The organism is Variovorax sp. KK3 (assembly GCF_001984055.1).
GTDB lineage: Bacteria > Pseudomonadota > Gammaproteobacteria > Burkholderiales > Burkholderiaceae_C > Variovorax.
On the sequence record NZ_LYVO01000017.1, the window covers coordinates 20,836 to 39,540 of the forward strand.

Genomic DNA, 18,705 nt, shown 5'->3' on the forward strand with positions numbered 1-18,705 from the left:
ACTGACTAGGCGACATGGCGCCCTTGGTAATCGGCCTCGCTCGACGGCCGCAACACTTCGGTCTTTGCACACAGGCCCGTCTGGTCGGTTGCCTGAAACGAGACCGTCCGCTGGCAACTTACAGGATGTGCCGTGGCGCACTAGGTCACCTCAGGTCGCTGTCGGCGCTATTTTCCAACTAAGGCGTCAACGGCCAGTCAGGATCTTCCAGCCTCGACCTGATGAGTGTCTGGGCGCGAAGCCCCAAAGTCGTGAGTTCGAAAGGCTTGGCCAACACCTCCATGCCTGGCGGCAAGTGACCCTGGCTCAGGGCCGCGGTCTCGGCGTAGCCCGTCACGAATAGAACTCGAAGCGTCGGTATCAGGAGGCGAGCGGCGTCGGCTACCTGTCTTCCATTCATGCCACCGGGCAATCCAACATCAGTGACCAGCAGGTCCACGGATCGATCCGCTTGCAGCGACCGAATCGCCGAAGGCCCGTCCACTGCTTCCAACACGCGGTAGCCGATTTCGCGCAGCGCGGCCGCCATCAATTGCCGCACTGAAGATTCGTCGTCGACGACCAGAACAGTCTCTCCGGAGCGGCTTGGATCGAGCACTTCAACGGGCCTTCCTTCAACGCGTTCCATGACGTCGATTTCGCCCTCATGGCGTGGAAGGTACATGCACACGGTCGTTCCCGCGCCGACGTCGGACTGGATTCGCGCATTGCCGCCGGACTGCCGGGCAAAGCCGTACACCATCGACAAGCCGAGGCCCGTTCCGACGCCGAGCGGTTTGGTCGTGAAGAACGGATCGAAAGCCCTTGCGATAATGTCCGCCGTCATGCCGTCGCCGTTGTCGCTCACACAGACGGACACGTAGTCGCCTGGCAGCATCTGTTGCACGCTGGCGTCGCGCGCGTCGATCGAGACGTTGGCCGCTTCGATCACAAGTCGCCCACCGTCCGGCATCGCGTCGCGGGCGTTGATGCAAAGGTTCAGCACCGCGTTCTCGAGTTGACCAGCGTCAGCATGCACGGGCCAGACGTCGGTGTCGCAGACGACTTCGAGGGTGACCTGGGGGCCGATCGTGCGACGGATCAGTTCCTGGAACTCGCCAAGCAAGACATTGACATCGACGACGCTGGGTTGGAGCGTCTGCTGACGGGAGAATGCGAGCAGCCGATGCGTGAGCGCAGCGGCACGCTTGGTGGCGGTCTGGCCGATGTCGACGTAGTGTCCGACGGCAGGATTATCGTGCAGGCGGCGCTTCAGAAGCTCGAGGCTTCCCGAGATTGCGGCGAGCAGGTTGTTGAAGTCGTGCGCCAAGCCGCCTGTCAACTGTCCGACTGCCTCCATCTTCTGCGACTGGCGCAGCGCGGCCTCGGCCGTCATCAACTCGGCCGTGCGCTGCCGCACCTGCTGTTCCAGCGAAGCCGCCAACTCGCGCAGGCGCTGCTCGGCCCGGCGGCGCTCGACCGCTTGCCGCGTCCGGTGCGCCACGTCGCGGATGAGCGCAAGCTCCTCAGGCGTCCAGGGACGCGCGCTCGCGTGGGTCAGATAGAGCAACGAAACGAAGTTGCCCTCCTCGCTGACGGGCATGTTGACAGCGGACTGCGCGCTGATCGCAATCAGGGCATCGGCTGAATCACGAGTGCGAGGATCCACGCGTGCATCGGCGAACACCACGGTCTCGCCGCGCTTGAGATCCTCGATGTAGTTGCCGTAGTCACGGAACCGCAGCGAGCCTGCGAGCGAATGGATACCTGACGCATTCCAGTCACGTTCGATCGTGATCGTCTCTGCTCGCTTATCAATAGTCCCGTATCCGGCACGGTCCACATCAAGCACGCGCCCCAGCGCCTCCGCAGCGCGATACGCGATCTCGGCGGGGTCGTCCAGACTGCCGTAAACGTTCGCTTCCAATGACTCCAAAAGCTCGGCGCGACGCCGGGCCAGCATCTCGTGGGTGATGTCCTGCGACACCCCGGACAGCCGCACAGGCTCCCCCCCAGCGCCCCGCTCCAGGCGGGCATGAATGCGGACCCAGGCCAACTGCCGATCAGGGCGGACGATCCGATATTCGATGCGGTAGTCATTGCCGGTGGTAACTGTCTCGGCAACGGCTTCGCGCATGCGTTCCTGGTCATCCGGATGCACGGCTTCAAGCAGTTCCTCGTACGGAAATGGCGCGCGTGGATCTCGACCGAAGTTCAGCTTGCAATGGTCAGACGCGACAAGCTCTCGCGAAGCGAGATCCAGATGCCAGATGCCCAGTTCCGCTGCCGCTGTGGCAGCGAGCAACCTTGATTCACCTGCTTCGACAGCGCGTACCCGGTCTGCCAATTCCGCGGTCAAGGCAGCGTTTGAGCTTTCGAGCCCTTGCAGGCGCTCGCGCTCCAGCGTCACGTCGACCTGGCTTGCGAAGAAGTACGCGACCTCTCCATTAGCACCGCTCACGGGTCCGAGCAACAGACGGTTCCAGAAAGGCTCGCCGTTCTTGCGGTAGTTGCGCAGATCGAGTTGTACCGCCTGCTTGGCCTCGACGGCCTCACGGATCTTGCGGACGGTGTCGCGGTCAGTTCCAGGGCCCTGCAAAAAGCGGCAGTTGCGCCCCAGGATCTCGTTGCGCTCGTACCCGGAGAGTCGGCAGAACGCGTCATTGACGAAGACGATGGGGTTGTCCGGCAGGCGCGGGTCGGTGATGACCATCGGCATGCGAGTCGCGCGCACCGCAGCAACGAACGGGTCGGTGCCATCATCGAGACCCGCAATGCGTGGGTCTTTGGAGCCTTCGCGCGGAGGTAGCAACACGTTTGCTGGGTCTTTCGGGGGCCGAGGTGCGGGTGCGGGCAGCTTACCGCAGAGTGAGTAATTCAAGTCGCCTGGCCCGCGAAGCGCCGTCCTCGCGCCGCTGAAATCCCAAGCCAGCGCAGCTTGATCGACGAGGCTTCCTGCGGCTCGGTTACCTGTGAGGGCACCGATTTGGCAATACCGTGGGCGGGCCGTCGTTGTCAAAAGACATACTCGGGCCCGTCCCCGTGCCCCCGCTTTGTCTGGACGCCTGTCTAGCAGGTCTCCGCGCTGCGAGCCCAGATGGGATGCGCAGGCGCTCTCGGCACGTCGCCGGGTCGCGCTTTGGCTCAGCTGAGTCGGCGCAGCGCTGCCTGCACCAGCTGCAGCAGCTCGGACGGTTCAACCGGCTTCGTCAGGTGCAGATCGAAACCCGCTTCGCGCGTGCGTTCCAGGTCGCGCGCCGAACCCCAGCCGGTCAAGGCGATGATGGCCAAACGGCTTGTCGTGCCTTGCGCCCTGAGCGCCTTGGCAACCTCATAGCCGTCGAGCCCGGGAAGGCCGAGATCGAGCAGGACAAGGTGCGGCTGATGCGCGAGCGCTGCAGCGATTGCGTCATGTCCGTTGTCCGCACTGCTCACCTCGTAGCCTGAACCCTGCAACAGCGTGACGAGCGTCTCGCGCCCATCCGGGTTGTCTTCCACGACGAGCACGCGCGGCGAACCGTCACTCTTTGACGTTCGGTCCAGCGCCCCGTCGTCCATTGTTTCGGCAGGCAGCACAGGATTGTTGGGGGCGCTGGGCTCTGTGGCGCTCAACGGCAATGTGACGGTGAAAGTGCTGCCTTGATCCAGCCCTGCACTCTCGGCGCGCACCGTGCCGCCATGAAGTTCGACGAGCTTTCGTACCAAGGCCAAGCCAAGACCCAGCCCGCCTTGGGCGCTGGCGCGGGTATGAGGCAGTTGCGAAAACATCTGGAACAACCGGCCCAATTCGGAATGCGGTATCCCCAACCCGTTGTCCCTCACAGAGATGGTCAACTGATCGTTTTCAACGAGGACCTCAAGCTCCACGCGTCCCCCGGGCGGCGTGTACTTGCCTGCGTTCGTCAGCAAGTTGCCGATGACCTGGACCATGCGAGCCGGATCCACATGAACCACTATCCCAGGGGGCACATGCACGGAGACGTGATGATTGCGGGCGTCCATCAAGACTTGAGTGGCTTCAAGGGCGCGGGCGACGATCGCGTCGAGCTGGGAATCCTCTGGCTGGAGTTCAATCAAACCCCGATTGATTCGAGAAACATCGAGGAGGTCGTCGATGAGCCGCGACATCAGGCTGACTTGGCGGTCGATGACGCCCAGCATCCGCACGGTCCGGGTCGGGGAGACATCCTCGCGCGAGGCAATGGCAACCGCGTACTTGATCGGCGCGAGGGGGTTGCGCAGTTCATGCGCAAGCGTCGCGATGAACTCGTCCTTGCGCGCATCTTGTTCCCTGAGCGCTGCTGCATCGCGAACCCGCTCGATATGGGCCCAGCAGCGGTCGACGACCTCGGAGACCAGATGCACCTCGTCGTTGGTCCAATGGCGCGGCTGCGCCTGATGCACTGCCATCATCGCGACCAGTTGGCCGTCCTTGACGAGCCCCGCGCAGATGATGGACTTGATGCCGATGGCGTTGAACATCGCCGCTCCACCCTCGAACCCGAGTTCCTGGTCGACGTCATGAACGACCAAATGGCGGCCGCGCCGCAGATTCGAGGTTGCTTTCGGCCCAAAGAGGTCGAGCGAGTAGACGCCCGCGCTACTTGCGACCCCGTCGACGGCGTAATCGCTGCGGATCGTGAAGCGATCGCTGTCGCTATCCACGTCGGCGTACGCGCAGCGTGTGGCGCCTAGATACTGGCCAAGCAACCGGGTCGTGACGGCCATGACGCTATCGGCCTCGTGCAAGTGCCGAGTGGCTCCCCCGATCTCGTCGAGCACCCGGAAGCGCTCCTCGCTGACTCTCAATGCCTCGGACGCTTGCAGGCTATCGGTGGCATCGACAACGAATCCAACCCACCGGACCACCTTGCCGTCAACGACGACCGGTGCGCCCTGCGCGACGACATGACGGTACTCGCCGTCGTGGCGTCGGAGCCGGTAGCGCAGGCTCAGCGGTTTGGCGTGGCGTACTGCCTCGAGCCAACTGGCTTTGAGGAACTCTTGATCGTCGCCGTGGACTGCGTCGAGCCAGCCGAGTCCCATGTAATCGGTCTGGGTCTGGCCGGTGAAAGCTTGCCACTGTGGGTTTTTCTCAACGACCGCGCCGTCGGCCGCTGCATACCAAACAATGGTTCCGTCTGCTGCCTCCGGCTCTCGTTGTAGTGGGGATGCTGAAGGACGGTTGGCCATGCGACGTTGTCTCGAGTTGTTCTGTATGCGTGCGGCGGAGGCGAGAATTTTTGAGAGAGCGAGTTGCGAATAATGGTGTGAGGGTCGAACGTGGCGATGTCGCCCGTTGTAGGCGCACGCCTTGCCGCACACGCGGTACAGGCGATCCAAGATTGCACACTTCTGTCCTAAGGCGTTGCGAGCCACGTCTCACACGCGTGGTGAGCATGATCGTCCTCGTGGCAGCGGAGCTGGCAGCGCATTTTTGATGTCGCCGCAGATGCTTGTCGTCGAAGATCGACTTACTTTGCCACTGCGTTCGAATCGTCCGGGCGACGAAGAAGCCCAAGAAAAAAGGCCCCGACGGGGCCTATTGGGTTCCGGTCCGCTCAGCTCTGCTGCCGGGCCGCGTTGCGCAAGTCCCGGATCTGGTCGTGATTCTTCTGCGCACCGGCTGCTTGACGCTCGACCACGGTTCGGACGCTCTCGGGAAGCTCTTCCTTCAGCGCCTTGCGATAGCGCGCAATACCGGAGTCCTCGCCGCGCTCGCATGACTCCAGAATCGAGAGTTCACTATCGGCGCCTACCGCGCCCTTGATCTGAACCCAGCCGCGGTGCAGCGCCCCGGCGGCAGTCCCGCCTGAGGCGGGCTCGCCGCCGTGCTGCACAATGAGCGCTTCGAGTTCTCGAGCAGCCTCCGCGCAACCTCTCGAACGGTCCGAAAACAAGGTTTTCAGATTTGAAGCCTCGACCTGCTCGGCGCAGGTCTTGAAGCCGTACTCGCCGTCACGCGCGTTCTCCAACAAGTCGTTCAGCACGTTAACCACTTCCTTATCGTCGGCCATGATTGCTCCTTAATGCCATTGAAGGCGGTTGGATGAAAAGCCGGCCCCCCGGCCTGGACTAGACGAATCGTCGAGTTGCCCTGGCCAAGTGGTGGTCGTCGCAGCGCGAACTCTGGTGTCGGAGCGCGCGCCGAGGCTGCTGCTCGGAACTGGCGCCCCACCTTCTCCGCGCCAATGAGTGCAGGTCACGCGGAAGGAAAGCTCGGTGAGGCGGTGAAGTCTTGCCCTCCACCGCTGTCCTACGAATCGACCACCTTCCTACACAAGGGCGTGAGTGCGGCCCACAAAGTTGCACATGCCAAGACCGAGGATTTCTTCGTCAGCCTCGTTGTGGGGTTGAACCCCCCCAGGAGACACCATGAGACGGACTTTCACTTCCATTGCGCTCGCGAGCATGATCTCGATATCTGGCACTGCGCTCGCTCAGACGACGGCGGTGCCGGCAGCGCCAGATCCCGCAAAAGGAGGCCAGGCGAGCACGAAGACGCCTGCAGGCGTGGCCAACCCGACGCAGCGTCCAGACGGCAGCAACCCCACATCGCGCGAGTCCGTGAAGAGCGATGCCCGTGTCGAAAATCGCAGCCCGGCGAATACCGTCGTGCCAAAGGGGGAGCCATCCACGATGACCAACAATCAGCCCAACGCACCTCAGCCCACGGGCGCGCTGACGCGAGCTGATGTCAAGCCCAGCTCGGCTGAACTCAAGCCACAAATGGGTGCAACAGGCGAAAGGCCCGATGTGCCGACGAACCCCAAGGGTCGGACCGGTACGCCGCAGTAGTGCGGCCTTCCGCAGGAACCGCTTTGCAACGACATCATGCACCGCCGACCGACGGACTTTCCTGCGCCAGGATCGGCGCAGGTGCAGGTTCAGCCTGCGGTTGGTAATTCATTGCCACCTCCCCGCGCCGTGCGGCACGAACAACCCGGTGAACAAAGTCGAGCTTCGCGACGACTGGCTCGATCACGATGAATGGGTAGCTGTCGTTTGCGCCTAGGCTTCGATCCATGGCGTTGACGAACTGCGAGACCGGCAGCCATTGCTCGACAACCGCCGACCCAAAATGCTCGGCGTCGAGATCCAACGGGGCAGCCGTCAACGGCGGACCTCCCGGCAAGGCATGCGCGAGCTGCAGCCCCCAGGCAGCTGCGGTGTCCAAGCCGTCCGCCACGTGCAGGTAGTGAGCCCAGGTTTCGGCCCAGTCCTCCCACGGATGCGAACTGGCGTAGACGCTGATATAGCGTAGGGGCCAGTCCGCGGGCGGGTTGGCATAGTGTTCTCTGAGCGCCTGTGCATAGTCTTTGGTGTCGTCACCGAACAGTGCACGGCATTCGTCGATCCAAGGCGTGCCTCGCACGAGGCGGTCCCAATAGTAGTGGCCGATCTCGTGGCGAAAGTGACCCAACAGCGTACGGTAGGGCTCGTGCATCGCCTGGCGCACCTGCTCCCGGTGTGCGTCGTCGGCTTCGCCGATGTTGAGCGTGATGACGCCCTCGTCATGCCCGGTCAAGACTCGCATCTCCGTGCTCGTCTCCTCGAGGAACTCGAAGGACAGTCCATTGGCCGGGTCTTCGAGCTTGTTGGGCACCGGAAGGCCAAGATCCAGCAACGTGACGAAGAGCCTGCGCTTCGCCTGCTCCAAGCGGGCCCAGAATGCGCGGTTGAGCGGATTGGACAGAGCTGGAATGGTATGAGTGGTTCGGCAGGAAACGCAGTGGTGGTGCGTGCTGTCTGATGGCACCAGCCAGTTGCAGACACCCTCAAGGGTGTTCACGCACGGCCGATAGCTCGGCCCTTCATCACCAAGGCGTCCCCATGCACCGTCCGCGGAGACTTCGAAGGCCAGCATGCGCTGCTCGTCGGTGGAATAGCCCAGCGTCGCCTTGCATGATTCGCAGCTCAGATTCTCGAAGAAGACGCGGCTGCCGCAGCGCGGGCATTGAAACAGTTTCATCGCTTAATCGCTCGATTGGATTGGGAAGTGTTGAGAGAGTCGCCCTGTAGTGCGCCGGCAAGCAGCAGTTTGAGCGGTGACCGTGCGCCCCTTCCGGGTCGCATCTGACCAGCTTCCTGCGCAAGCGAGTGGCCCGTATCTTCGTAGGCCATCCTTCGTTCATAGCCCGAACGATTCGCGTGTTGATGTAATCCGTTGCGCCGGTGGCGGCCGCACCCTTCCACGCTGCTTGTTTGCATGGAGGACGCACAGGGTAGGCGCCTCGGGGCACCAAGTGGCTAATCGGTTTGCAAGCGGGAGCTCGCACACGGTGCGATAGGGTCGACCTGACCCAAGGGCTTCGCATGAGGCACGTGGGGCTCTACCGCTGCTTGGAAGCCGCTGTGGCAGGGGAAAAAAAAGGGCTGCACTTGGCAGCCCCATGTTCCCGTTAATCTCGCCGATTCCGTTAGCTCACGGCTTTCTTCGCGGCGGACTTTGCGTTGCGGCCAGCCCGTTGGGCCTTGGCTTTATGCACCTTGGCCTTCGCCTTGTGGACAGTACTGTTCGGCTCTCGCGTCACCGCGCCTTGGGCGTTCTCGACACCCTGCTTTGCCGTCTCGGCCGTCGCCTTGCCCGATTCCTTGACAGCGGTGCCCACCTGGGCGCTTGCTGCAAGAACGCACAGGCCGCTCAACGCGGCGATCAGAATCTTCTTCATGTGGTTGTCTCCGTGAATTGGGACGTCGACTATAACTGCGCCGAGGGACCAGACGCCCATCAATAGGCCACACCAGTCTTCCTTCTTGCGGCCTGTATGCGCTGTGCGACGCCGGGTGTATCCACGCTGGGCGCGGACATCGCATTTTCGGCCGGACTGGATTACCAGGTTCTGCGAGGTTCGGCGGCGCGGTGCCGACGGCGAGACGATCTTCACGCGCGCCCATCGTCAGGGCCGGATTTCGGCTGGGCCGGCGGCCGGTCGGCAGACCGTGACAGCTTCTCGCGCAGAACCCCGTTGATCTCGGCACCAAAGATCAGGGTTGTCGCGCTGATGTAGAGAAACACGAGCGTCGCGACAACGCCCGCGAAGCTTCCGTACAGCAACGCGAGCTTTCCGGCGCTGTGCAGCGTGTACGACAGCGTTGCCGCGGCGGCTACCCAAAGAGCGGCGCCGACAATCGCACCGGGCAAGACCGTGTAGAGGCGCTGGCGAATGTCCGGTAGCCAGCCGTACTGCAATGCATACAGAATGCCCAAGCCCAAGCCCAAGCCCAAGAACGCCGCGCCGTAGCGCACGCCGATGTGCATCCACATGCGTTCGCTTCCCCCTTCGATCTGCGTCTCGAGCACCTGCCAGATCAGCGGCATGATGATCACCGAGCTGAATGCCACGACGACTCCCACCCCCACGATGCCCGTGAACAGCGTCACCTTGATTCGCGCTTTCCAGAACGGCAGGCCCCGCTCGATGCCGTAGGCTCGGTTGAGCGCCGAGCGCACGGCCTGCATCCCGGAAGACGCCGTCCAGACCGTAGTTAGCACGCCGATCGTCAACAGCGCCTGGTTGCGTTGCGCCAGCACTTCACGCACCACCGGCCGCATCGCGTCTCGCACGACTTCTGGCGCGTACTCCATCACGCGCTCGACGAGCGCAGCCGCATCGCCGGTCTGCCCGACATACCCGGCCGCGGCCGATACCAGGATCAGCAACGGGAACATGGCCAGTACCGACGAGAAGGCCAGACTGCCGGCCTGGTTGGCACTCTGGTGCACGATGTAGTTTCGTATTGCGAGCAGCAGCACACCCAGCCCTGGCGTGGCCAACGCCGAGCGGCGCAACCTGCGCAACAGCACCTTCACCTGTTCCATAAATCCGCCGCAGCGTCGGGAGTCGATACGTCGTGGCATAGCAGAGTCATTGGCGTCGCAAGTCAGTCATCGACAGGATATTGAACGCTAGCTTTCGATTTGCTGGTGCCACTAGCTGTCCTCTCGTCGTCGGTCTTCAAGCCTTCTTTCGTCGCACTGTTCTTCGACTCGTCATCGCCCGGCCGGGTCACCTCGAGCAACGTGCCGGCCTACTTGATTCACGTCAAAAGACACATTCGTTGCGCGTTCTTGGTGCTAGAGTTTTTCAGCAACGAAGGCTTGTGTCGGTTTGAGTTGTTGCTCGGGCAAATGCGCGGGCCCGACGCGGCTCGGTTGAATATGTCGAGAGCCAGAACACCTCAGACCGAAGACAAGTACATCGTAAGGCTCCCCGACGGCATGCGCGAGCGGCTCAAATCGTTCGCCGCTACCAACCATCGAACGCTGAATGCCGAGATCGTGAGGAGGTTGGAGCTATCCCTCGAAGAGCGGCAAACTGAGAAGGCGGATCTTCGAGCGCTCGAGCAACAGGTTGAGCTGCAGAAAGCCCTCACGGCGCAGTTTCAGCTGATCGGCGACTGCATGGATGACCTGAGGTCGATCGCTGCAGGTCTGCTGCTCGAAGTTCTGAATGCGGAGCGGGCAAGTCGGCGTGCGGCTACGGCGCGCAGCGCTTTGACGTCTGAGCTGACGCGTTGGATTGCTCAGAGAAGCGACCGCGGGGCGGCGGCATCGCTGCTGAAGCTGATCGAGTCAGCAAACCCCGCAGTCCTCGACTCGCTGCGCAGCATCGCGTGTCGAGGATTGCCGCGCGGGCCGGCAGTAGATAAGCACAGCCCCCGGTCGAAGAACGCCCGGAGCTAGATCTGTGTCGCGTGGCACGTCCGATTCCGGACGAAAGGCAATTGAACTATTTGACACTTCGCTGCCCACCCGGTCGGGCGTGTCATATCGACCCGACGCAGTGACGGCAAGCCAAGCGACATCCGCGTTTCGCAGATCGCGCGAAAGAATCTTAGAACTGAAGGAAGTCGTCGATCGGCCGCCCTGGATCATCGGTCGAGACAGTCTCGGTGTTGCCTCCCGCTTTCGCCTGCATGACGCGCAGCTTCGGACCCAAGGTGCCGTCTGGCATGCTCGTGGCAACTTCGACGGAGGCTGCAAGCTTTTTGACCAGTTCGGCTACCGGCGTTTCAGCCGGCTCGGTTATCCAACGATTCGAGTCGGTGTCCGCCCTTCCCATGAGAACGTGTGAGACATCACCGTATTGGTCGAACCGGACTGCTGTGACCATCGGGATCTGTGCCATCGATTTTTTGCTTCGGGTGGTGTCCCCTCAAGCGATCGTCGTGGAACGTGCGCAGTCGTCGGCACTAGTTTGATTCGGCGTCTGGCTCATTCAGTATTTCTCCGGTGGCTGTCAAGACGTAGTGCCCGTCCTGCTTCTCGACGGCCGAGCCATCAAGCGAGTAAGTCACTCGCTCGGGCTGGTTTGCGTCAGAGCTGGTGGTGCTCACGTGGAGCTCGCGCAGCTGGCCAGTGCTGTCGCGAACGGTGTGGGTTGTGACGAGTGTTGGCATCGAGACACTCTACTCGCTTTCACTGCACTGCAAGAGAACAGCCGAAGCGCGCAGTCCAGGCCTGCGCTGCTGGTCCGAATCACAGCCGCTTCAGCGGCCACGTACCTGAGAGACTGCCTCCTGCACTCCGGGCTGCCCTCGGGCAACTACAAACTACGTGTTTCGTCGATACGGTCGTCGTTTGTTGTACTGCGTGACCCCTTGAGGTGCATCTCGACGTCGGTGGCGCGATCGCCGACTGTCCTTACTGCGTCCTTGAGTTGCTGGTGCGTTGTGTCGAGCTTCTTCGCCCACTCGCGCAGTGAGGCGTCGTTGCTCACATCGATGCGGTCGGGGCTCACACCCTCGGTGTTCTCGGTAGTCATGGCGAAATCCTTTCAGTCTGATACGGAATTTGCGTCGGGCGATACCGGCAGCGCGAGCTACAAATAGCCAAGCGAGTAAGAGTCAAGTCATTCGCCCGAACGTTCGTTCGGTATTCGCATAACGTGCTCTGATATCAGAGCTGAGACATTCGAAGCTCTGAACAAGAGCGCAACAAAGGTTGCAGTCGACAGCAGGCGCCAAGGCTTCAGGACCCATAGCAGCGCTCCAGCCCCTGCTCCGTAAGCAATCAGTTTTGCCGGATGTCTGTGCGCGTAGCCTTCAAGCAGCGGGTGCATAAGTTCAACCGCGCCACTGAGCGGATGCCGCTTCCACCATCGTCCAACTGCGCTGCGACGCAGCCCTGTAGCGATGGCGGCGAGTTTTGAAGTGCCCTCGGACTGCTGCAATTTCAAAACGCGAGCGGTGCCACCGGTGGCAGAGGACTGCTCACGGTACCCCATCGCTTCAAGCAGGGCTGCTCGCGACTCGAGGAGCTTGGTCTTTGCGCTGAGGGGCTCAATAAGCTTCATCATTCGCCTCTCTCACAAGTCGCAGAACTCTCAGGTCCGTCTCGACTTCATGCTTGACCTCTTCGACCTTCTCCTTCACGGTCGACCTCATCGCGATTGCGGCCCCCAGAGGGACGATCAACCAGGCCACGCCGGGCACGATCACCAGGACCCATTCGAACCTGCCGTGTACGAAGCCCAGCATGAGAGCCATGGCTGTGAGTGCGAGAGCCAGCACAAGCGCGACGACCGCCACTGCCGCACTTGCGGCCCTGACAACTATTGACGTCCCAAAAGACCCAGCCTCGGCTTTCACCAGCTCTGCATAATTCGCGACATGCGTGAACAGCAGATCTGGCCGCCGCAGTACGGTCTTGTAGATCGGATGCATTGACGGCTCGATCTAGAAGTAGTGGCGGTCGCTCCGCAAAGAAGAAAGCACAAGGGCTGTCAGCACGGAACTGATCACCGCAGTGACTAGCACCGCCTTGACCGGATCCTGGTGGATTGCTTCGCTCAGGTAGTCCGCGGTTTGGGTGGCCTGAGCCTTCACGCCGCGGATCTTCTTCCCGGCCTCGTTGACGGCATCCTGCGCGTACGCGCGACCCGTGGTGACGGCGTCATTTACCACTTGCTTGGCGTCGGATGCCAGGCCCTTGGCCTTGTTGACCGCGTCCTCGCCGACTTGCTTCGCCTCATCGGCAACCTGTTCGGGGGATTTTTGGATGTCGTCCATGTGATGTCCTTATTGAGTGCATGCAGTGTGGACATCGAAGCCTGCTCGACCACCGCATGCGGGCATGTGAGCCATTGTCAGAGCGCGCTGTAGGTGCAGCGGCATGAGCCCTCGGTGTCGTGGACAGGGTCTTCAGGTCGAAATAAGCTGAGCGATTGCTACCGTCGGGGTGCGAATCGATATGGCGGCCGCGCATTCCGCCATACAGCCTGTCGATGATGTCGATCAGCTGCGCGGCGTCGGGCAGCGGCGACCTGCGGACTTCCTTGCGCGGGTGCACATCAAGCACCTCCAGCTCTAGGTCGCCGGTGGTTGCCTGCTGCTCAATCTTGCCAGGTACTCGGCGAGGAGACGACAAAGTTGCTCGGGATCCCGCATCAGCGCTGCTGCGCGGCCCCTGACGCAGCAATGATCCTGAACGCATCCGGCCAAAAGCGATGTCAACAGCACTGCGCCTTGGTACTTTAATCACCCAATCGTGGCGGTGGTAGGTTTGGTCAAAGGTATGGGTGCAGGTGCGCGCGCCGAACCTGGGAAGAACTCGCGGATGTCTGCGTATGAAGACCCGGCCTGCGCCATCAACGCAAACATTTTCAGATGCCTCGCGTCGGCGTAGGGGACCTTGGCCGTCGAATCTCCTGCATGGCGACACAGCAGGTCATCGTCATCCAAATTGACCAGCGTCCGACAAGCAATGGGACGCGCGTCGTAAACCGAGCACTGTCCTGCGCGAAGGAAAGGACAGGGTGAAAGCGGCGCGCCCTGCAGTTGCCTTTCCATGTCGACCAGGCGCTGCGCAGAGACGTCGTCGTTGATTCGAACGCTTCGTGTGGGCTCCTGGGGTACCCGGCCGCTGGCGTGTGCCAACAGACGCGCTTCCACGTGCGAGATCGTGACCGGGATGTGGCAGCAGTGGCTGCATCCCTGACGACAGGCGGACACCGCTTCGATCGGACGCGCCCAGGCAGAGGCCGCTCGCTGGAGCCAGACAACGCGCTGCGCAACGGACTTTGCGCGCTGAGACGCCTTGACAAGCTTCGCGGCGCTGGTGTCCGCTTCGACGCGCGCGAGCTTGCTTTGCGCACGTTCGATCGCGAGTGGCAGCCGGCTTCGCTGCAGGAGCGCCAAGTCGGATGTGACAAGGTCGGGGTGCATGCTGCAAGCTTAACGGTTGAGCGCTCAGCTGGTCCGCGGTCGCTTTGAAGGCAAGAAGCACCGCCTTTTCGAAGCACTCCTCGACCTATCACCTTCAGCAAGCCCACGTTCTGGGCCGAGCCGATTGATTTTTCAGAAGCGTTCAGGACTTTTCAGGCTGGACGGAAGTAAAGTACGCGCCGCCTATGAAGAAGATTCAGCTCAACGAGGAACAGTGGCGCACGCTGGTCGCGCTGCGGGACGCACAGAAGTCGCAGCGGCCCACACTGGCCGTCAAGGTATCGAACAGGCTGCGCTCAAACGGCTTGGTCGTCGAAGATCCCCGTGGGGGCAGCGCGTTGACCGAACAGGGCCTTGGTCGTTTGAGCCTGGGACGCTGAAGTCAAGCCGGCGCGTGCCGCAACGTCGCGGCATGGCCGGTGACGTCAACGAGCTTAGAAAATCGCGACAGCCTGAGGCATCGAGGGATTCGACCGCAAGGTCGGTGCCGAAGCGCCCTCTACCAGCGCCGCCGGGCTGTCAAGGTGCATCGTAGTGCGTGAATCTGACCGGGACGTGACGCATGCCGATCCTGCATTTCACAGCAGCGTCGGCTGTTCTCCGGTGGACTCGGGCGGCTCCTTCGGCTTGGCCCGCGCAGGTCGAGGCGTCGGTGCTCGCGGCGGGTCGGCGGGTGCAGGGCCCGCTTCAAAAATCTCGACCGGCGCGAGCTTGAGCAACTGCTGAGCCTGCTCGACCGTGCCTTCGAGCCACAGGTCGAAGTCCGCGGCCTCGATCGGGATCACTGAGCGCTTGTCCTGCAGTTCCAGCGGCAGCTTCTCTTTCGTTTCAGGGTCGCGCTCGGGCTTGTGCATCCGGCCCATGAGCGGATGCCCATCGGCATTCAAAGTCAACATCGTGTAGCTTTCATGCGGCTCACCGGTGGCCTTGTCGGTCCACGTGTTCCACAGACCAGCGAGCCCCCAGGGCTGGCCATCGACACGGCGAAACCGCCACCACTCGCAGCGAGAGAACGGTTGTTCGAACGGCCCCCAATAGGGTTCGTCAAAACTTGACGCGGGGATGATGCAGCGCTGGCCATGCTTCCACGGGTCTTTGTAGCTGGCCTTCTCTGCCAGTTCCTCGCTACGCGCATTGTTCGTTGGGTACTTGAGCTTTGGCTCCTTGGCAAACCAGGGAATCAAGCCCCACTGGCCCACCACGAGCTCACGCTCGTAGCCCGACACCTTCCGGCGTCGCCGAATGAAAGGGCCGGGTGCACGCGGAAAGATCTCGAGCTGCCACGGCGGTGGGTTGCGCGCGCCGACGTGCCAGAAGCGCTCAATCTCCGCGGCCTGGGGCGAGAGGTATTTGTTGCACATGGCCGCACTGTAGCCGTCCGAACGAAAGTTCCGTCACGGGCCCCAACCACGCCACCGCCGCTGCACGTGGCGGCCAAGCGCGCAGCCGCTCGTCGCGCCACAGCTCCGCGGCCAGTTCTTCAAGATCCCGCGGCTCCACAGTGCGCCACCTCAGCTGCAGCGCGTGCGCGCAGGCGGCAGCGCGCTATTTCTTGCCGAGGTGTTCACGAACTTTGTCGGCCTGGTCGCCCACAGCGGCAACGGCCTTGCGCAACTCATCCTCCGTGACGCCCAGCGCTTTACACCAGTCGCGGATCTCGTAGTCCTCATTGACGTTGATGCGAGAGCGATCCTGTCCGCCAACATTCGACTTGTCATCTGCCATCTTCATCTCCTTGCCTTGGGATCTCATTGCACGCGCCTCAGCGCGCGACAACGCCTGGAGATCTTGGATCCGTTGTTTGCGGTCGGCCATGCGCAAGCATGCCCTTGTTGACGCTAGAAAACGTCCCGTCTCCGCACTCCGTCCCGGGTCTTTGCCCGTGACAATCGCTGCCTCGCTTGAAAGCTCGAGGATATGAACCGACGCCACAGAAAACCTGCTCTCGGACGCGGAGGTCGGCGCACCGCGTTGGTCGTCGGAATCGTCATCGCGGCTTCCGTCCTGTCAGCGTATGTGTGGATCTGGCACCCTCCGGCGCCGCCCGAGGCCGGGGCGTCAATCGCGCCCATCGCGCCAACAGTGCAGAAGCCCTGACGCAGGCAGGCTCGGAATGATTTCCAGCAGTACCTGAGCGCTGGTGTGGTGCGAGCGAGGCCCGCGCCGCGATCAACCAGGCGCTCGTGCGGCGTGGATTGGCGCCCGGTGTTCCGAACGAGCCAAGAGTGCCAGGCGTCAGCCCACCTCGCCATCCGACTTTATGTCAGCCTGTCCAAGTTGAGAGTTGGCATGACGCAGATGGCTAAGTTGCTGCGCTTCCTCCGCTTCACGAAGGCTCCGTGCTGCTCGTGACGCTGCGTAGGCGACGAACAGTTCGTTGATCTCCTTCTCCCATTGCACGACCGCTTCTGCCCTTGCGGGGTCTCCGGCGTGCTCCTGCGTCGCCGAGGGGTCTCGAGGCGGCGTCTGTTGGCCAGGAAAGGCTGGAGCGGCAACGCCGGCCTTGGAGAGGATGTCGGCTTTCTGAATGGTCGTGGGCATGGTCTTGTTCCGGCGTTTCACTGCAAGGCTAAGCGCTGCCGTGCAGGTCTATATCGGGAAAGACGCTGAGGCGGAGCGCTCCAAGTCGAGATGGAAAATCAGTTAACGGGATGGCGTTCTCAAAAATCTAAGCCCCAACGACTTCCTGCCGCACTTGATCTCACTGACGCAAGACCCTGCAAGGCAAAACAGGAGCGCCTCCCGTTAACTGATTTATAGTCTTGGCTATGTCCTCGCGTCGCGCCAGCCTTCCCCTGTTCGAAGAAAAGGTGTCAGGTGCTGAAGCCGAAGCCTTCGACCGCGCATTCGCCGTTTGGCTCGAGGATCAGCGCGGCACTGGGGCACTTCGCACTTCCGGCGCCGCTGAGGTCTACCGGTCCATGTGGGATAGCTTCTCCGAGTGGTGCCTGGGCCAGGCGCCACGGGTCACCCTCGACAACTTGGGCTTGGAAGACCTGCATGCCTACCAGGCGGCGCGCTATGGCCGCAAGGCCTCGGACCACGCGCTCTCCCCTCGCTATGTGCTCAGACTCATGCGTCATATCGACCGGGTTATGCGGCACCATGCTGCGCGGACGGACGTGGAGCCGAACACGGCTGCCTCAGATTGGATAGCCATGCATCCGGAAGTGCGGTTCGCCGAGGCGGAGCGCCAAGACCCCCTGCCCGACTACCTCACTGCTGCCGAAGCTCGGCAGTTGATCGTGCATGTGTCGGCGGCTCGACCGCGGGCGGGGCGGATTAGTGCGGCATTGGCAGCCATGAGTTGGCAGGAAGTGCGCAACCGCGCTTCAGTCGGTCTGCAGCTCGGCGCGGGCCTGACGCCTGGGGACGTCCGCGCACTGACGGTGGACTCGCCCATCACGCTCGGCAGCCGCGTGCGCGGACGCCCTTGGAAGCTTCAGGTCCCCGGCAACGGAACGTCGCAGCCACGCGAGACGCCGATCGCGCCGTGGGCGGCTGAACTGCTTCAGTACTGGCTTCAGGTGCGTCAGGACGCGCGTGTCGCCGGCGCCTTCTTGTTCCCGTCGACGCGGACTGGAAAACCGTGGCGCGCGGATTCTCAGTACATGAACGCGCGCCAGGTGCTTGAGGATGCGGGTATGGATTCACGTGCGGGCGGCTCGTTCCGATTACGTCATTCCTTCGCCCTGCGCCAACTGCGCCGCGGCACATTGCCGGAACAAGTGGCGCAATGGATGGGCGTCGAGCCGGCAGAAATGAAGCGCTACGAGCGCGTACTGCCGGCGCACATCGAAGTTGTGTAGCGTCACGCGATCGGCATGCCCCAGTGACCCACGAGGGCGTTTGATCAGCGTCTCGATGCGTCGAGTGCTTAGGGCCTGCGACCGCATCTCGATCAAGTGACTGACACGGAAACAACGCGGAATTTGCGCTCACGCGATCAGACTGCTCGCACCAAGCCGCTGGGGCGCCTTGGGGTCCTATCGGAGCCTGTGGATCGACGCCACCACCGCGCTTGTCAACCCGGCTATGTTCCTACGCTCGGCCGACGGCATTGCCTACGTGTTTGGGCTCACAGAGAGCTAGTTTGCGCTTGAGGCACTGTCGCCTCGCGCGATCCAGGAGACAACATGACCGCTCAGCAACCCAATCCCACCCAGCAGCCGCCCGGCCAGCAATCGCCTGGCCAGCAAGACCAGCAAAACCCGAGCAACAAGCCGGGACAGGGACAACAACCCGGTCAAGGTCAACAGCCGGCCAAGCAACCAGGCCAGAACTGATGCTCAGGCCCGCCCCGGCGGGCCGTGATTTCGCCAAATGCATCGCAGCCTGCAACGCCTGTGTAGTGGCATGCAACCACTGTGCTGCGTCGTGCTTGCGGGAGCGCGACGTGAAGGCCATGGCTGAATGCATCGCGCTCGACATCGACTGCGCAGCCATGTGTCAGTTCGCGAGCGGCTTGATGGCCCGCGACAGCGTACTGGCCAGCCCGATATGCCACCTCTGCGCCGAGGTTTGTAAAACCTGCGCGGACATCTGCTCGAGGCATGC

20 protein-coding genes are annotated in these 18,705 nt (G+C 62.4%); 5 read left to right on the forward strand and 15 right to left on the reverse strand.

The window, feature by feature from the left end:
- Positions 1-178: 178 nt before the first annotated feature.
- From B0W80_RS10595 to B0W80_RS10605, 3 genes are all read right to left on the reverse strand, one after another.
- Positions 179-2,794 (reverse strand): PAS domain-containing protein, encoded by a 2,616-nt coding sequence (locus B0W80_RS10595; RefSeq protein ID WP_143684561.1) that lies wholly within the window; start codon positions 2,792-2,794, stop codon positions 179-181.
- A gap of 329 nt (positions 2,795-3,123) precedes the next feature.
- Complete coding sequence (locus tag B0W80_RS10600) at positions 3,124-5,172, reverse strand: ATP-binding protein (protein ID WP_076999098.1); 2,049 nt, start codon at positions 5,170-5,172, stop codon at positions 3,124-3,126.
- A 368-nt stretch (positions 5,173-5,540) separates the two neighbouring features.
- Positions 5,541-5,996, reverse strand: coding sequence for a PA2169 family four-helix-bundle protein (locus tag B0W80_RS10605; RefSeq protein WP_076999099.1), 456 nt, complete (start codon positions 5,994-5,996; stop codon positions 5,541-5,543).
- 358 nt (positions 5,997-6,354) lie between these two features.
- Here B0W80_RS10605 and B0W80_RS10610 point away from each other — a divergent pair, with 358 nt between their 5' ends.
- Positions 6,355-6,777 carry a serine/threonine protein kinase gene (locus tag B0W80_RS10610; protein ID WP_076999100.1) on the forward strand — a complete coding sequence of 141 codons (423 nt, stop codon included), beginning with the start codon at positions 6,355-6,357 and terminating at the stop codon, positions 6,775-6,777.
- 34 nt (positions 6,778-6,811) lie between these two features.
- Here B0W80_RS10610 and B0W80_RS10615 read toward each other — a convergent pair whose 3' ends face one another.
- The 3 genes from B0W80_RS10615 to B0W80_RS10625 all read right to left on the reverse strand — a co-directional run bounded on the left by B0W80_RS10615 (position 6,812) and on the right by B0W80_RS10625 (position 9,802).
- Positions 6,812-7,951 (reverse strand): putative zinc-binding metallopeptidase, encoded by a 1,140-nt coding sequence (locus tag B0W80_RS10615; RefSeq protein WP_076999101.1) that lies wholly within the window; start codon positions 7,949-7,951, stop codon positions 6,812-6,814.
- Positions 7,952-8,399: 448 nt separating this feature from the next.
- The gene (locus tag B0W80_RS10620; protein ID WP_143684562.1) at positions 8,400-8,651 is read right to left on the reverse strand and encodes a hypothetical protein; all 252 of its coding nucleotides are present in this window, start codon (positions 8,649-8,651) and stop codon (positions 8,400-8,402) included.
- A 212-nt stretch (positions 8,652-8,863) separates the two neighbouring features.
- The gene (locus B0W80_RS10625; protein WP_076999103.1) at positions 8,864-9,802 is read right to left on the reverse strand and encodes a YihY/virulence factor BrkB family protein; all 939 of its coding nucleotides are present in this window, start codon (positions 9,800-9,802) and stop codon (positions 8,864-8,866) included.
- Positions 9,803-9,907: 105 nt separating this feature from the next.
- Here B0W80_RS10625 and B0W80_RS10630 point away from each other — a divergent pair, with 105 nt between their 5' ends.
- Positions 9,908-10,666, forward strand: coding sequence for an Arc family DNA-binding protein (locus B0W80_RS10630; protein ID WP_218668886.1), 759 nt, complete (start codon positions 9,908-9,910; stop codon positions 10,664-10,666).
- Positions 10,667-10,817: 151 nt separating this feature from the next.
- Here the strand turns inward: B0W80_RS10630 and B0W80_RS10635 are convergent, their stop codons facing one another.
- From B0W80_RS10635 to B0W80_RS10660, 6 genes are all read right to left on the reverse strand, one after another.
- A complete protein-coding gene (locus B0W80_RS10635) occupies positions 10,818-11,111 on the reverse strand; it encodes a hypothetical protein (protein WP_076999105.1) in 294 nt (97 codons plus the stop codon).
- 417 nt (positions 11,112-11,528) lie between these two features.
- Positions 11,529-11,747: a DUF3606 domain-containing protein gene (locus tag B0W80_RS10645; RefSeq protein ID WP_076999107.1), complete on the reverse strand. Its 219-nt coding sequence runs from the start codon at positions 11,745-11,747 to the stop codon at positions 11,529-11,531.
- Between the two features lie 87 nt (positions 11,748-11,834).
- Positions 11,835-12,278, reverse strand: coding sequence for a hypothetical protein (locus B0W80_RS34850; RefSeq protein WP_143684563.1), 444 nt, complete (start codon positions 12,276-12,278; stop codon positions 11,835-11,837).
- Positions 12,265-12,648, reverse strand: a complete 384-nt coding sequence (locus B0W80_RS10650; protein WP_076999108.1) for a phage holin family protein — start codon at positions 12,646-12,648, stop codon at positions 12,265-12,267. The genes B0W80_RS34850 and B0W80_RS10650 overlap by 14 nt, the downstream gene beginning before the upstream one ends.
- 12 nt (positions 12,649-12,660) lie before the next feature.
- On the reverse strand, positions 12,661-12,993 hold the full coding sequence (locus B0W80_RS10655; RefSeq protein WP_076999109.1) for a hypothetical protein: 333 nt from the start codon (positions 12,991-12,993) through the stop codon (positions 12,661-12,663).
- A 468-nt stretch (positions 12,994-13,461) separates the two neighbouring features.
- Positions 13,462-14,148, reverse strand: coding sequence for a YkgJ family cysteine cluster protein (locus B0W80_RS10660; protein ID WP_076999110.1), 687 nt, complete (start codon positions 14,146-14,148; stop codon positions 13,462-13,464).
- A 185-nt stretch (positions 14,149-14,333) separates the two neighbouring features.
- On the opposite strand from B0W80_RS10660, the gene B0W80_RS10665 reads away from it, so the two are divergent.
- Positions 14,334-14,528, forward strand: a complete 195-nt coding sequence (locus B0W80_RS10665) for a hypothetical protein (RefSeq protein ID WP_076999111.1) — start codon at positions 14,334-14,336, stop codon at positions 14,526-14,528.
- Between the two features lie 198 nt (positions 14,529-14,726).
- On the opposite strand, the gene B0W80_RS10670 is transcribed toward B0W80_RS10665, so the two are convergent.
- From B0W80_RS10670 to B0W80_RS10680, 3 genes are all read right to left on the reverse strand, one after another.
- The gene (locus B0W80_RS10670; RefSeq protein ID WP_076999112.1) at positions 14,727-15,509 is read right to left on the reverse strand and encodes an SOS response-associated peptidase; all 783 of its coding nucleotides are present in this window, start codon (positions 15,507-15,509) and stop codon (positions 14,727-14,729) included.
- A 184-nt stretch (positions 15,510-15,693) separates the two neighbouring features.
- Positions 15,694-15,873: a DUF3606 domain-containing protein gene (locus B0W80_RS10675; RefSeq protein ID WP_076999177.1), complete on the reverse strand. Its 180-nt coding sequence runs from the start codon at positions 15,871-15,873 to the stop codon at positions 15,694-15,696.
- Positions 15,874-16,383: 510 nt separating this feature from the next.
- Positions 16,384-16,689: a hypothetical protein gene (locus tag B0W80_RS10680; RefSeq protein ID WP_076999113.1), complete on the reverse strand. Its 306-nt coding sequence runs from the start codon at positions 16,687-16,689 to the stop codon at positions 16,384-16,386.
- 227 nt (positions 16,690-16,916) lie between these two features.
- Between B0W80_RS10680 and B0W80_RS10685 the strand changes: the two genes are divergently transcribed.
- Together B0W80_RS10685 and B0W80_RS35425 are read left to right on the forward strand one after the other, a co-directional pair.
- The gene (locus B0W80_RS10685; protein WP_076999114.1) at positions 16,917-17,957 is read left to right on the forward strand and encodes a site-specific integrase; all 1,041 of its coding nucleotides are present in this window, start codon (positions 16,917-16,919) and stop codon (positions 17,955-17,957) included.
- 327 nt (positions 17,958-18,284) lie between these two features.
- A complete protein-coding gene (locus tag B0W80_RS35425) occupies positions 18,285-18,434 on the forward strand; it encodes a hypothetical protein (protein ID WP_179106880.1) in 150 nt (49 codons plus the stop codon).
- Positions 18,435-18,705: the final 271 nt, after the last annotated feature.